This window comes from Citrobacter sp. XY323, assembly GCF_025106035.1.
Lineage (GTDB): Bacteria > Pseudomonadota > Gammaproteobacteria > Enterobacterales > Enterobacteriaceae > Citrobacter > Citrobacter braakii.
In genome coordinates this window covers 75,168-88,000 of sequence record NZ_JANYUK010000009.1, presented here as the reverse complement: position 1 = coordinate 88,000, position 12,833 = coordinate 75,168, and the positions used below count along the sequence as shown (strand labels likewise).

The 12,833-nt window shown below is 53.4% G+C and carries 13 protein-coding genes and 2 tRNA genes; 7 read left to right on the top strand and 8 right to left on the bottom strand.

The window, feature by feature from the left end; genetic code table 11:
• Positions 1 to 19: 19 nt before the first annotated feature.
• A complete protein-coding gene (gene argA, locus N0B36_RS13160) occupies positions 20 to 1,351 on the bottom strand; it encodes an amino-acid N-acetyltransferase (RefSeq protein ID WP_259688472.1) in 1,332 nt (443 codons plus the stop codon).
• 235 nt (positions 1,352 to 1,586) lie between these two features.
• Here argA and amiC point away from each other — a divergent pair, with 235 nt between their 5' ends.
• Positions 1,587 to 2,840 carry an N-acetylmuramoyl-L-alanine amidase AmiC gene (gene amiC, locus N0B36_RS13155; RefSeq protein WP_259688471.1) on the top strand — a complete coding sequence of 418 codons (1,254 nt, stop codon included), beginning with the start codon at positions 1,587 to 1,589 and terminating at the stop codon, positions 2,838 to 2,840.
• A 75-nt stretch (positions 2,841 to 2,915) separates the two neighbouring features.
• On the opposite strand, the gene N0B36_RS13150 is transcribed toward amiC, so the two are convergent.
• Together N0B36_RS13150 and N0B36_RS13145 are read right to left on the bottom strand one after the other, a co-directional pair.
• A tRNA-Met gene (locus N0B36_RS13150) sits at positions 2,916 to 2,992 on the bottom strand.
• 34 nt (positions 2,993 to 3,026) lie between these two features.
• A tRNA-Met gene (locus N0B36_RS13145) sits at positions 3,027 to 3,103 on the bottom strand.
• A 205-nt stretch (positions 3,104 to 3,308) separates the two neighbouring features.
• Between N0B36_RS13145 and mltA the strand changes: the two genes are divergently transcribed.
• Positions 3,309 to 4,406, top strand: a complete 1,098-nt coding sequence (mltA, locus tag N0B36_RS13140; RefSeq protein ID WP_019077597.1) for a murein transglycosylase A — start codon at positions 3,309 to 3,311, stop codon at positions 4,404 to 4,406.
• A 39-nt stretch (positions 4,407 to 4,445) separates the two neighbouring features.
• Positions 4,446 to 5,252 (top strand): tRNA cyclic N6-threonylcarbamoyladenosine(37) synthase TcdA, encoded by an 807-nt coding sequence (gene tcdA / locus N0B36_RS13135; RefSeq protein ID WP_103766717.1) that lies wholly within the window; start codon positions 4,446 to 4,448, stop codon positions 5,250 to 5,252.
• 47 nt (positions 5,253 to 5,299) lie between these two features.
• Here the strand turns inward: tcdA and csdE are convergent, their stop codons facing one another.
• Both csdE and csdA read right to left on the bottom strand, forming a co-directional pair.
• Positions 5,300 to 5,743: a cysteine desulfurase sulfur acceptor subunit CsdE gene (csdE, locus tag N0B36_RS13130; protein WP_259688470.1), complete on the bottom strand. Its 444-nt coding sequence runs from the start codon at positions 5,741 to 5,743 to the stop codon at positions 5,300 to 5,302.
• Positions 5,743 to 6,948 (bottom strand): cysteine desulfurase CsdA, encoded by a 1,206-nt coding sequence (gene csdA, locus N0B36_RS13125; RefSeq protein ID WP_153690054.1) that lies wholly within the window; start codon positions 6,946 to 6,948, stop codon positions 5,743 to 5,745. Before csdA ends, csdE begins: the two co-directional genes overlap by 1 nt.
• 192 nt (positions 6,949 to 7,140) lie before the next feature.
• Here csdA and N0B36_RS13120 point away from each other — a divergent pair, with 192 nt between their 5' ends.
• The 4 genes from N0B36_RS13120 (at position 7,141) to rlmM (ending at position 10,156) form a co-directional block, all read left to right on the top strand.
• Positions 7,141 to 7,368 (top strand): YgdI/YgdR family lipoprotein, encoded by a 228-nt coding sequence (locus N0B36_RS13120; protein ID WP_259688469.1) that lies wholly within the window; start codon positions 7,141 to 7,143, stop codon positions 7,366 to 7,368.
• Between the two features lie 363 nt (positions 7,369 to 7,731).
• The gene (gene gcvA, locus N0B36_RS13115) at positions 7,732 to 8,649 is read left to right on the top strand and encodes a glycine cleavage system transcriptional regulator GcvA (protein WP_016154260.1); all 918 of its coding nucleotides are present in this window, start codon (positions 7,732 to 7,734) and stop codon (positions 8,647 to 8,649) included.
• Between the two features lie 18 nt (positions 8,650 to 8,667).
• Positions 8,668 to 9,063: a DUF423 domain-containing protein gene (locus tag N0B36_RS13110; RefSeq protein ID WP_003034037.1), complete on the top strand. Its 396-nt coding sequence runs from the start codon at positions 8,668 to 8,670 to the stop codon at positions 9,061 to 9,063.
• The gene (rlmM, locus tag N0B36_RS13105; RefSeq protein ID WP_003034040.1) at positions 9,056 to 10,156 is read left to right on the top strand and encodes a 23S rRNA (cytidine(2498)-2'-O)-methyltransferase RlmM; all 1,101 of its coding nucleotides are present in this window, start codon (positions 9,056 to 9,058) and stop codon (positions 10,154 to 10,156) included. The genes N0B36_RS13110 and rlmM overlap by 8 nt, the downstream gene beginning before the upstream one ends.
• Before the next feature lie 35 nt (positions 10,157 to 10,191).
• Here the strand turns inward: rlmM and fucR are convergent, their stop codons facing one another.
• The 3 genes from fucR to fucK are packed head-to-tail and all read right to left on the bottom strand — an operon-like array spanning position 10,192 to position 12,820.
• The gene (gene fucR / locus N0B36_RS13100; protein WP_094760837.1) at positions 10,192 to 10,920 is read right to left on the bottom strand and encodes an L-fucose operon activator; all 729 of its coding nucleotides are present in this window, start codon (positions 10,918 to 10,920) and stop codon (positions 10,192 to 10,194) included.
• Positions 10,921 to 10,977: 57 nt separating this feature from the next.
• Positions 10,978 to 11,400, bottom strand: coding sequence for an L-fucose mutarotase (fucU, locus tag N0B36_RS13095; RefSeq protein WP_019077593.1), 423 nt, complete (start codon positions 11,398 to 11,400; stop codon positions 10,978 to 10,980).
• Between the two features lies 1 nt (position 11,401).
• Positions 11,402 to 12,820, bottom strand: a complete 1,419-nt coding sequence (fucK, locus tag N0B36_RS13090; RefSeq protein ID WP_259688468.1) for an L-fuculokinase — start codon at positions 12,818 to 12,820, stop codon at positions 11,402 to 11,404.
• Positions 12,821 to 12,833: the final 13 nt, after the last annotated feature.

Here is a 12,833-nt window from a genome sequence, read left to right as displayed (position 1 = left end):
CCGCATCCGGCAACGACCACTACCCCAAATCCGCCATCAGCACCTTTGACCGCCGCTGATAGTTGTACATCTCTTTCTTGCTTTCCGGCAGCAGATCGATATCCACCGGCGTGAAACCACGTTCCTGGAACCAGTGAATGCTGCGCGTGGTAAGCACGAACAGTTTGCTCAGTCCCATTTGCCGGGCCTGCGCGGCGATCCGCTCCAGCAACACTTCCCCGCGCGACGAGCTACGGTAGTCCGGATGCACCGCCACGCACGCCATTTCGCCAATTCTCTCCTCCGGGAACGGGTACAGAGCGGCGCAGGCGATGGTTAGGTTATCGCGCTGAATAATCGTGAATTTGTCGATCTCCATTTCCAGTTGTTCGCGGGAGCGACGTACCAGAATGCCTTGCTGCTCCAGCGGGCGGATCAGCTCCAGAATCCCGCCGATATCGTTAATGGTTGCGCGGCGGATCTGCTCGGCGCTTTCCATTACGATCTGCGTACCGATCCCGTCACGGGAGAACAGTTCCTGCAGCAATGCGCCATCTTCCTGATAGCTGATCAGATGGCAGCGCCGTACCCCACTGCGACAGGCTTTCACTGCCCCACGCAGGAAGCGCACTGTGCCGGAGCTGTAATCGCCTTTCTCTTCCTGCAACTCAACGCGCGCCTGGGCTTCGTTAGGAAACAGCTCGGAAATAATATCGCCATCATCGTTGGTGACGCCCTGAGAGGAGCAAAAGCCGATCATTTTCTCTGCCTTCAGTTTGATAGCCAACTGCGTGGCGACCTCTTCTGAAGTCAGGTTAAAGCTCTCACCGGTGACGGAAACGGCGACCGGACCCATCAGCACAATCGCGCCACTGTCTAACTGCCGGTGAATGGCATCTTCATCAATACGACGAATACGTCCGCTATGGCAGTAATCCACGCCGTCATCAACGCCCAGCGGCTGGGAGATAATAAAATTACCGCTGACCACATTGATGTGCGCCCCCTGCAATGGCGTATTATTCAGGCTCATTGACAGGCGGGCGGTAATATCAAGCTGAAGTAACCCTGCCGCCTGTTTGACCAGCTCCAGGGTTTTAGCGTCGGTAACGCGCGTATTCTTGTGGTACACCGGTTCATGATGATATGCCGCAAGATTGGCATCAATCTGCGGTCGTGCGCCATAGACCACGACAAGGCGGATGCCGAGGCTATGAAGAAGGCCAATGTCATTGACGATACTGGAAAAGTTTTCATGCTCGATGGCTTCGCCGCCCAGCATAATGACAAACGTCTTTCCCCGATGGGTATTGATATAGGGAACAGAATGGCGGAATCCCTGTACCAGTTCGGTTCTACGCTCCTTCACCACGGCACACCCTCATTGCATGATTATTCGTAATTTATGTATTTTTATTCTGTTTTAACGCTGTGCGCAAGCGTAATTTTTACCCATGCCGAAGATTTTTCTCAGTAATGCCGTGAATATAAAAAGAATGTTTACCCTTTTATAGATGACAGATTATGCGTCATTCGCTAAAGTTTCCGGTCAATTCAGACGTTTTACGTATTACCTCAATAAAGATTTCTTTTTGCTCGGGAGAAGCATGTCGGGATCCAATTCAGCAATCAGTCGCCGCCGTTTACTGAAAGGTGCGGGTGCTATGTGGCTTTTGAGCGTCAGCCAGGTTGGTCTGGCTGCCATGAGTCAGGTCGTTGCCGTACGTGTCTGGCCAGCGTCCAGCTATACCCGCGTCACGGTAGAATCTAACCGTCTGCTGAAATACAAACAGTTTGCCCTGAGTAATCCTGAGCGTGTGGTTGTGGATATTGAAGGCGTTAATTTGAACTCGGTGCTCAAGGGCATGGGTGCGCAGATCCGTCCTGACGATCCGTATATTAAATCGGCGCGCGTCGGGCAGTTTGACCCACAGACCGTGCGGATGGTGTTCGAGCTGAAACAGAATGTGAAGCCGCAACTTTTTGCGCTGGCTCCGGTGGCGGGCTTTAAAGAACGTCTGGTGATGGATCTCTATCCTGCGAATGCCCAGGATGTTCAGGATCCGCTGCTGGCGTTGCTGGAAGAATACAACAAGGGCGATCTGGACAAACAGGTGCCGCCTGCGCAAAGTGGCCCGCAGCCGGGTAAAGCGGGGCGCGATCGTCCCATTGTCATTATGCTCGACCCAGGACATGGCGGAGAGGACTCCGGTGCGGTGGGGAAATACAAGACGCGTGAAAAAGATGTGGTGCTGCAGATTGCCCGACGTCTGCGAGCCCTCATAGAGAAAGAGGGCAACATGAAGGTCTTTATGACGCGAAATGAAGATATCTTCATTCCGCTTAAAGTCCGCGTGGCGAAAGCGCAGAAGCAGCGTGCAGACCTGTTTGTCTCTATTCACGCCGATGCATTTACCAGTCGACAGCCCAGAGGTTCGTCGGTATTTGCGCTCTCGACCAAAGGGGCGACCAGCACCGCCGCGAAATATCTGGCGCAAACTCAGAACGCCTCGGATTTGATTGGCGGCGTCAGCAAGAGCGGCGATCGCTACGTCGACCATACCATGTTCGACATGGTGCAATCGCTGACCATCGCCGACAGCCTAAAGTTTGGTAAAGCGGTATTGAATAAGCTCGGTAAAGTTAACAATCTGCATAAGAACCAAGTTGAACAAGCCGGGTTTGCGGTACTTAAAGCGCCGGATATTCCGTCTATTCTGGTGGAAACCGCATTTATCAGTAACGTTGAGGAAGAGCGCAAGCTCAAAACTGCGACCTTCCAGCAGGAAGTTGCAGAGTCGATTCTGGCGGGGATCAAATCCTACTTTGCCGATGGTGCGACGCTGGCGAGAAGGGGATAACAAAAAAGCGCTGAAAAGCGCTTTTTTTTATGGACCGCAGATACAAAAAAACACCCTTTAGGGTGTTTATAATGTTGGTTGCGGGGGCCGGATTTGAACCGACGACCTTCGGGTTATGAGCCCGACGAGCTACCAGGCTGCTCCACCCCGCGTCACCGTACTGCTTTTATTTCATCAAATTTTAATTGGTTGCGGGGGCCAGATTTGAACTGACGACCTTCGGGTTATGAGCCCGACGAGCTACCAAGCTGCTCCACCCCGCGTCCGTGGATGCGCACTATACTCTGCTCGCATTTTCATGCAACCCTTTTTTCACCTTGATCACGTTTTTAAGGTGAAAATGAACAAAAACAACGCATTCTGGATTGTTTTTTGCTCAAAATTTGCGTTCGGGTATGTATACGCATTTCATTAGGTTCGGGGGTTTGTTATCTTCGTCTCGCATTCAGGCAACATAAGACGAGAACAATGAAAGGACGTTGGGCAAAATATCTTCTGGCGGGAGCAGTCGTCGCGATGCTCGCCGCGTGTTCCTCAAAACCCACCGATCGTGGACAGCAGTATAAAGACGGGAAATTTACCCAGCCTTTCTCACTGGTGAACCAGCCTGATGCGGTTGGCGCACCAATCAATGCCGGTGATTTCGCCGAGCAGGTTAATCAAATTCGCAGCGCTTCGCCACGTTTGTACGGCAACCAGAGCAACGTTTACAACGCTATCCAGCAGTGGTTACGTGCGGGCGGTGATACGCGCAGTATGCGCCAGTTTGGTATTGATGCCTGGCAAATGGAAGGGGCGGACAACTACGGTAACGTCCAGTTTACCGGTTATTACACGCCGGTTATTCAGGCGCGCCATACGCGCCAGGGCGAGTTTCAGTATCCTATCTATCGCATGCCGCCAAAACGTGGCCGTTTACCAAGCCGTGCCGAGATTTACGCGGGTGCGCTGAGCGACAACTACATTCTGGCGTACAGCAACTCCCTGATGGATAACTTCATTATGGATGTGCAGGGTAGTGGTTACATCGATTTTGGCGATGGCAGTCCGCTTAACTTCTTTAGCTATTCCGGGAAAAACGGCCACGCCTATCGCAGCATCGGTAAGGTGCTTATCGACCGTGGCGAAGTGAAAAAAGAAGATATGTCGATGCAGGCTATTCGCCATTGGGGGGAAACGCACAGCGAAGCCGAAGTGCGTGAGCTGTTGGAGCAGAACCCATCGTTTGTCTTCTTTAAACCGCAATCTTTTGCACCGGTCAAAGGGGCCAGCGCGGTACCGTTGATTGGCCGCGCGTCTGTGGCTTCTGACCGCAGTATCATTCCGGCGGGCACAACATTGCTGGCGGAAGTCCCGTTACTGGACAATAACGGCAAGTTTACCGGCCAGTACGAACTGCGCCTGATGGTGGCGTTAGATGTGGGTGGCGCTATTAAAGGGCAACACTTCGATATCTATCAGGGCATTGGTGCTGACGCCGGACACCGTGCGGGGTGGTATAATCACTACGGTCGCGTGTGGGTACTGAAAACAGCGCCGGGTACGGGTAACGTGTTCAGCGGTTAATAGCCGGATGGCGCTCGATATTAATGAATTTGAGGTGTTATGTCTGTGGTTATCAGTGATGCCTGGCGCCAGCGTTTTGGCGGTACGGCGCGTCTGTATGGCGAAAATGCGCTGCAGTTGTTTGCCCAATCGCACGTTTGTGTGGTCGGGATTGGCGGGGTAGGGTCGTGGGCGGCGGAAGCGCTGGCGCGTACCGGTATTGGTGCCATCACGCTCATCGATATGGATGATGTGTGCGTCACCAATACTAACCGCCAGATCCATGCTCTGCGCGATAACGTCGGCCTGGCAAAAGCTGAAGTGATGGCTGAACGTATCCGCCAGATTAACCCGGAGTGCCGGGTGAACGTGGTCGATGATTTTGTCACGCCGGATAATGTTGCTGAGTATATGAGTGCGGGTTATTCGTATGTCATCGATGCGATTGATAGCGTGCGCCCAAAAGCGGCACTGATCGCCTGGTGTCGGCGTAACAAAATTCCGCTGGTGACCACCGGTGGTGCGGGAGGGCAGATCGACCCGACGCAGATACAGGTCGTTGATTTGGCAAAAACTATCCAGGATCCGCTGGCAGCCAAGCTACGCGAGCGACTGAAAAGCGATTTTGGCGTGGTGAAAAACAGCAAAGGCAAGTTGGGCGTGGACTGTGTGTTCTCGACCGAAGCGCTGGTTTACCCGCAGGCAGATGGCTCGGTATGTGCGATGAAAGCGACGGCGGAAGGGCCGAAGCGAATGGATTGCGCATCCGGTTTTGGCGCGGCCACTATGGTGACCGCCACCTTTGGCTTTGTTGCAGTCTCACACGCGCTGAAGAAGATGATGGCGAAAGCGTCGCGCCAGAGTTGAGTGTGTTGTGCCGGATAAGGCGCGTTCGCGTCGCCATCCGGCAACCATCAAACCTGTCGGGCAGCCTCAAGAATCGCCTCGTTCAGAGCATGCAGCCCCTGGGTACGCGAGGCGCTGAGCTGCGCGCGTAAACCTAGCTCGTCAAATAATGCCATTGGCGAATGCGCCAGTAACTCGGCTGCAGTTTTACCTTCGACCGCCGTGAGTAATACCGCCAGCAGCCCGCGAACAATGCGACCTTCGCTGTCGCCGAAGAAATGCAAAGTACCATTCTCATGAAGGGTATGCCCCAGCCAAACGCGGTTTTCGCAGCCCGCGATCTCTTTGGCCTGTGCCTTTATCGAATCAGGAAGAGCTGGCAACTGCTTACCCAGCAGAATCAGCTGGCGATATTTATCTTCCCACTGGGTGAGCGGGGTAAAGGTATTGCGTAACGTCTCTTCCGTTACGGTTGTGCCAAACGGGTGTCCGGCGAACAGAGGGCTTGTCATTAATCCACCAATATTTCCAGCGCGCGGTCAACGGCTGCGACCAACGCATCTACATCACTTTGCGTATTATAAGGTGCAAATGAGGCGCGTAGCGTCCCGGATACGCCCAGTTCTGCCAGCAGCGGTTGCGCACAGTGTTGTCCTGCACGCAGTGCAATGCCATATTCGGCTAGCAACGTCACCATGTCGCTGTGATGAACGCCTGCGAAATCAAAGGCTAACAGACTGGAGTCCTGGCAGCGGAAGGAGCGAAAGCCGGGGCGTTTCGCCAGCGCATCTTCTGCCAACGTCGCCAGACCCCGGCTCCAGTTTTCGGCCTGCACCACGTCAACGTCCGCCAGCCATTCGAGCGCCGCGCTTAGCCCGATAACGCCAGCAACGTTAGGCGTACCGGCCTCCAGCTTCCATGGAGCAGCCTGGGTGGTGAAACCGTCAAAACTGACTTCGCTAATCATTTTACCGCCACCGAGCCAGGGAGACATGGCATCCAGCAGTTCCGGTTTACCGTACAGCACGCCAATGCCGGTGGGGCCATACAGCTTGTGGCCCGAGAACGCATAGAAATCAATGTCTAATTGCTGTACGTCGGCGGGGAAATGGACAATCCCCTGGGCACCATCCACCATCACCACCATTCCAGCCGCATGGGCGAGCGTAATGGCGCGGGCCAGATCCGGGCAACCGCCGGTAACGTTCGACATCTGCCCAAGCGCCAGAATGCGGCTGCGTGGAGTGATGAGTTGCGTGAGGCATTCAACGTCTGGCAATAAATGGGCGTTAAGCGGCAGCCTGACGACCTTCGCCCCCGTTTGCTCCGCCACCATCAGCCAGGGCACGAGGTTGGCATGATGCTCTGCTGCGCTAACGATAATCTCATCACCCGGTTGTAAGCGCGGTCGCGCATAGCTTTGGGCAACCATGTTGATCGCTTCCGTCGTACCGCGGGTCCAGACGATTGTTTTGTCATCCGGCGCATTAATCAGGCTTGCGACTTTTTCCCGCGCGGCTTCATAGCGTGCGGTCAGGCGCTGTGCTTCGGCAAACTGGCTGCGGTGGACGTTCCCGGCGCTCAGGCTATAAAACTGATGGGTGGCCTCAATCACTGCCTGTGGCTTCAGTGCTGTAGCAGCGCTGTCGAGATAGACGCCAGCATCGTTGAGTGCGGGAAATTGCGCGCGAAACTGCGCGGGGTTAAAAGCGTTCATGGTATTCCTCAGTTCAGTAAACCGATCGTGGCGCAAAAAGGGCGCTGATACAAGGGGGGTGCTAACCATCGGAATACTCTGGATATCCTGGCAAAGTCCACGCAGTGTCTTATGCTATATACCGTTAGGCGAGCAATTTAGCCTGTTACGGAGTGTGTTTTTAATAGCATAAATCGCTTTAAGGAGAAAAAGATGAAAAAGACTGCCGCAATTATCTCTGCTTGTATGCTGACTTTTGCCCTGAGCGCCTGTTCTGGTTCGAATTACGTGATGCACACCAATGATGGTCGATCAATCGTATCTGATGGCAAGCCACAGACCGACGATGAAACGGGGATGATTTCGTATAAAGACGCTAACGGCAACAAACAGCAGATTAACCGTACCGATGTGAAAGAGATGGTAGAACTGGATAACTAACCGGTCGTCCATCGACAAAGAGTCGGACAAAAAAAAGCACCGCAATTTGGCGGTGCTACATTAATCACTATGGACAGACAGGGTAAATGTACAGGAAGTGAAAAAGGGTAGCTTTGCTACCATGGTCTGAATCGCAGACCAATTGCAAACACAACAACACAACATCACAACCGTAAGCCAAAAGCCCACCAGAACACGCATTCCGATAAAACTTTTCGTTCCGGCTTCAGGAAGTGCCGCCACTATAGGTATTTGCTGGTAGAACCTCAACGGACAATTTATAATGGCTCAGATAAAAAAAACTAATAGGTTACAACCTGTTGGTTAATTGTTAAATTCATTTAACATCAAAGCCTAAAAGTCATGTCAAAACGATTACCACCCCTAAATGCGTTGCGTGTTTTTGATGCTGCAGCGCGTCATTTGAGCTTTACTCGCGCAGCAGAAGAGCTTTTTGTGACGCAGGCCGCAGTAAGTCATCAAATCAAGTCACTTGAGGATTTCCTGGGGCTGAAGCTGTTTCGTCGACGCAATCGATCTTTGCTGTTAACGGAAGAAGGCCAAAGCTACTTTCTCGACATCAAAGAGATTTTTTCGCAATTAACCGACGCGACGCGTAAACTTCAGGCACGCAGTGCAAAAGGTGCGCTCACTGTGAGTTTATTGCCCAGTTTTGCAATCCAATGGATGGTTCCCAGACTCTCTAGCTTTAACTCAGCTTATCCGGGAATCGATGTCAGGATCCAGGCGGTGGACCGTCAGGAAGACAAACTGGCTGACGATGTTGATGTGGCGATTTTCTACGGACGTGGCAACTGGCCGGGTCTGCGCGTTGAAAAATTGTACGCAGAATATTTATTGCCGGTCTGCTCGCCGCTATTACTCACCGGTGATAAACCGCTAAAGACGCCCGAAGATCTGGCGAAACACACATTATTGCACGATGCGTCGCGCCGTGACTGGCAAGCCTATACGCGCCAGCTTGGCCTGAATCATATCAACGTACAGCAGGGACCCATCTTCAGCCATAGCGCCATGGTGCTCCAGGCTGCTATCCATGGACAGGGAATTGCGTTGGCTAATAACGTCATGGCGCAATCCGAAATAGAAGCCGGACGTCTGGTCTGTCCGTTTAATGATGTTCTGGTCAGCAAAAACGCATTTTATCTGGTTTGTCATGACAGTCAGGCAGAACTGGGTAAAATAGCCGCCTTCCGTCAGTGGATTCTGGCGAAAGCGGCCACGGAACAAGAAAAATTCCGCTTTCGTTATGAACAATAATTTACGTAGGGTATTCACATGACCAGCCGTTTTATGCTGATTTTTGCCGCCGTAAGTGGCTTTATCTTTGTGGCGTTGGGCGCCTTTGGGGCACATGTTCTGAGTAAAACCCTCGGTGTCGTTGAGATGGGGTGGATCCAGACTGGCCTCGAGTATCAGGCGTTCCATACGCTGGCTATATTTGGCCTGGCTGTCGCCATGCAGCGGCGTATTAGCATTTGGTTTTACTGGAGTAGCGTGTTTTTGGCATTAGGAACGGTGCTGTTTAGCGGCAGCCTGTATTGCCTCGCGCTCTCGCATTTACGCCTGTGGGCGTTTGTTACCCCCGTCGGCGGTTTCAGCTTCCTTGTGGGCTGGGCGCTGATGTTAGTGGGCGCTATTCGATTGAAACGTAAGGGCGTTAGCCATGAATAAGGTTGTATTGTTGTGTCGCCCAGGTTTTGAAAAAGAGTGCGCCGCAGAAATTACGGATAAAGCAGGACGCCGGGAAATCTTCGGTTTTGCCCGCGTGAAAGACAATGCGGGTTACGTCATCTTCGAATGCTATCAGCAGGACGATGCCGAAAAGTTAGTGAAAGAGTTGCCGTTTAGCTCGCTGATTTTTGCCCGTCAAATGTTTGTGGTGGGCGAACTGCTGCAATATTTACCGCCGGAAGACCGCATTACGCCGATTGTCGGCATGTTGCAGGGCGTGGTAGAGAAAGGCGGCGATCTGCGCGTTGAAGTTGCTGATACCAATGAAAGCAAAGAGTTGGTTAAATTTTGCCGTAAATTTACCGTACCACTGCGCGCGGCGCTGCGGGAAGCGGGCGTGCTGGCAAAATATGAAACGCCAAAACGTCCGGTGGTTCATGTGTTCTTTATCGCACCTGGCTGCTGCTATACCGGCTATTCCTGGCCTGACAATAACTCCCCGTTCTACATGGGCATTCCGCGTCTGAAGTTCCCGGCCGATGCGCCGAGCCGTTCAACACTGAAGCTGGAAGAAGCGCTGCACGTGTTTATTCCTGCCGATGAGTGGGATGAACGTCTGGCTAACGGAATGTATGCGGTGGATTTAGGGGCATGCCCGGGCGGTTGGACCTATCAACTGGTTAAACGCAACATGTGGGTTTACTCCGTGGATAATGGTCCGATGGCGCAAAGTCTGATGGATACCGGACAAGTTACCTGGCTGCGCGAAGACGGATTTAAGTACCGGCCAAATCGCAATAACATTTCGTGGATGGTTTGCGACATGGTGGAAAAGCCCGCGAAGGTTGCCGCCCTGATGGCGCAGTGGCTGGTCAACGGCTGGTGTCGTGAGACTATCTTCAACCTCAAGCTGCCGATGAAAAAACGCTACGAAGAGGTGTCGCAAAACCTGGCTTATATTCAGGCACAGCTTGACGAGCATGGCGTAAATGCCCAGATTCAGGCGCGTCAGCTGTATCATGACCGTGAAGAAGTCACCGTGCACGTCCGTCGCCTGTGGGCTGCTGTTGGTGGTCGTCGCGACGAGCGATAAGGTAAAATTGCAGGCTGGATGAAGGCGTAAATGCCTCATCCGGCCTGCATTGTTTCAATCAGCGGCGTATCTGAAATAATATGCGTCACATCATCCAGATGCCCAATCCGGGCCTCCCCCGAACGATTAAATTTACTTTTATCGATCAGCAATAATGACTGCGCTGCGCGCTTAAGCAGAATGGACTTGAAGTCGGCATTGGTCGCGTTAGAGTCCCAGAGTGCGCCGTCGCTGTCGATCCCTACGCAGGAAAAAATAAACAGATCGATCTCGAGTGGTTTGAGCTGCGAGATGAGCGAGGGGTTAACATAGCAACCGTATTTACGCTCAAGGCGACCGCCGGAGCTGATGAGCTGAAGGTGTTCGCGTTTAGCCAATTCCTGGCAAATGGGCTGGCTGTTGGTAAAGACGTGAATGTTGATGTCCGGTAACTGTCGCGCCAGGTACCAGCACGTTGAGCTGGCGTCCAGGGCTATCACCATACCTTCTTCGATCCATGCCAGCGCTTCGCGGGCAATATTCGCTTTGTGGGCATAGTGGCTTTTGAGTCGCATATGAAACGGGTCGCCGCTGTCCTGATTTTCCCGATGAATCACTTTGGCCCGCCCGTGATTGCGCAGCACTTTTCCCTGGGCTTGTAGCTCGCTGAGATCGCGGCGGATGGTCTCTTTGCTGACCTTAAGTTGCAAAGCAAGGGTTTCGGTTGTCAGATTTTTGTGGTTGGTAAGCAGATCTACGATCGCCTGCTGGCGCGCCGCTTTCATGTTCTGATCCTCATCATATGATGAATGCCCGTAGCTGGCGGGCATTCAGACCAGAGATTACGGGGTTACTCCTTTTTTTAATAGAATATTCCCGTACTTTGCCCGCTCTCCTGTGATAACGATCGCAAACGCCTGTTGCGCGCGTTCATAGAAGGCATAGCGGTCAATACGCGTGATGTCCGGGCAGGGGGTTTGCAGTGAAAGCGCCTGACGATAGCGGGCCTCGACGTCAGGATCGAGGGCATCGCCTTCAACAGCCGCCATCATCACCAGCGGTGGGGCATAGCTGTCCAGTTCAAAGAGCGGAATAATCGCCTGTAGCAGGTCGCTGACCAATAGACCGTCGGCGCGGATAACCTGCGGTCCCATGCTGTGGGCCGGGAAGTGGGCATCGGAAAATATAATCTCATCGCCGTGCCCCATTTCAGCCAGTACCTTCAGCAGGTCGGGCGAAATTAAGGGAGATATTGTTTTGAGCATGTTACTCAACTCCTGTTAGTTCGGATTCGGTTTGCGGATAGAAGTAACGGTACTGGTAGCGTACCTGCCCGCGTGCCTGTTCCGGTGAGGCAAATTCCCCAATGCCCGACCACGCAAACATTGCGGCACCTGCCACGGTGGTTTCGGCGTCATCCAGCACTTTGACAGGTATCCCGAGAACATTCGCTTTGATCTGATTCCACAACGCGTTGCGGCTTCCCCCACCAACCAATAGCAGTTCAGTGGCCTGGAAATGACCGATTTTTTCCAGCGTATGGAGGTTTCGCTGCAGCTGTTCTGTCAGTCCTTCCAGCGCGGCGCGATAAAAGTGCCCACGGGTGGTATTGAGCGTAACCCCTTGCCAGCCCGCATTCTGACAGGCCAGCAGGTCGCAGTGCATCTTCACGCCTTCGGCGCCTGCCGGGATGGCCCTGGCTTCGTCAATCAGCGTCTGCCAGGGGGTGTCGGCAGTCCACAACAGCTTACGCACCCACTCGAGTACACCGGAAGCCAGCCACTGCATGCCGGGGTTATTCAGTCCAGCCTGGCTATCCAGCTCACAAGTGGAACCCGCATATTGGCTGAGCTGGGAGGTATCCACCTGCGCACTGCGCACCATCAGAATTTCCCATGTGCCGGAAGAGAGCACCGGTTCATCTGGTTGGGCTCCAGCGCCAAATAGCGCAAACTGCGTGTCGTGTCCGGCAGAGATGACCGGAATTCCCGCCGTAAGCCCGAGCAAGCTGGCAGCCTCTGGTTGCAAAACCCCAATCTGTTCGCCTGCTTCAACCAGGCGCGGGAACAGACGGCGCGGTATGCCCGTAGCCTGCAAAATGTCATGACTAAAATCGCGCTGCCGGATGTCCAGCAGCTGACTGGTGCCCGCCATGGTGATATCTGTAGTGAACTCGCCGGTTAAACGGTGGTTGATAAGCGACGAGATAAACAACCAGGCGTGCGCCTGCTCCAGAAATTGCGGATGGTTTTCTTTCAGCCACACCAGTTTATACAGCGTGTTGAAGCTAAATGCGCCGACGCCGGAAATTTCCTGCAATTGCTGCGGTGAAATGTAGCGGTGAATATTCTCCATCACCGCTGCGGTGCGTGGGCATTTCCAGCTAATCACCGGATACAGCTGCTTGCCGTTCTTATCAACCAGCGCGCCGTCTACGCCAAAAGTGGTGACGGCGATCCCGCGGATATGGCAGGCGGCCAGTTGCGTGCAGAGGCGCTGACAGCAGTCGGCGAAGCGTTGCAGAATGGCCTCCAGCGACCATTGATGCCAGGTACTGTTTTCTGTTGCGATGTCACTGGCGTTCGGGGTTGCTGCGCGGGCGACAATCTTTCCCTGTCGGTCAACGGCGATAGCCCGCACGTTGGTCGCGCCACAGTCGAGAACCAGGATAACGTCTTGTTTCATAATCGCTCCCCAA

What these genes read in the sequence shown, in the direction of transcription:
- amiC (WP_259688471.1), top strand. Translation starts at nt 1,587, where the DNA reads ATGTCGGGATCCAATTCAGCAATCAGTCGCCGCCGTTTACTGAAAGGT.
- mltA (WP_019077597.1), top strand. Translation starts at nt 3,309, where the DNA reads ATGAAAGGACGTTGGGCAAAATATCTTCTGGCGGGAGCAGTCGTCGCG.
- tcdA (WP_103766717.1), top strand. Translation starts at nt 4,446, where the DNA reads ATGTCTGTGGTTATCAGTGATGCCTGGCGCCAGCGTTTTGGCGGTACG.
- csdE (WP_259688470.1), bottom strand. Translation starts at nt 5,743, where the DNA reads ATGACAAGCCCTCTGTTCGCCGGACACCCGTTTGGCACAACCGTAACG.
- csdA (WP_153690054.1), bottom strand. Translation starts at nt 6,948, where the DNA reads ATGAACGCTTTTAACCCCGCGCAGTTTCGCGCGCAATTTCCCGCACTC.
- N0B36_RS13120 (WP_259688469.1), top strand. Translation starts at nt 7,141, where the DNA reads ATGAAAAAGACTGCCGCAATTATCTCTGCTTGTATGCTGACTTTTGCC.
- gcvA (WP_016154260.1), top strand. Translation starts at nt 7,732, where the DNA reads ATGTCAAAACGATTACCACCCCTAAATGCGTTGCGTGTTTTTGATGCT.
- N0B36_RS13110 (WP_003034037.1), top strand. Translation starts at nt 8,668, where the DNA reads ATGACCAGCCGTTTTATGCTGATTTTTGCCGCCGTAAGTGGCTTTATC.
- rlmM (WP_003034040.1), top strand. Translation starts at nt 9,056, where the DNA reads ATGAATAAGGTTGTATTGTTGTGTCGCCCAGGTTTTGAAAAAGAGTGC.
- fucR (WP_094760837.1), bottom strand. Translation starts at nt 10,920, where the DNA reads ATGAAAGCGGCGCGCCAGCAGGCGATCGTAGATCTGCTTACCAACCAC.
- fucU (WP_019077593.1), bottom strand. Translation starts at nt 11,400, where the DNA reads ATGCTCAAAACAATATCTCCCTTAATTTCGCCCGACCTGCTGAAGGTA.
- fucK (WP_259688468.1), bottom strand. Translation starts at nt 12,820, where the DNA reads ATGAAACAAGACGTTATCCTGGTTCTCGACTGTGGCGCGACCAACGTG.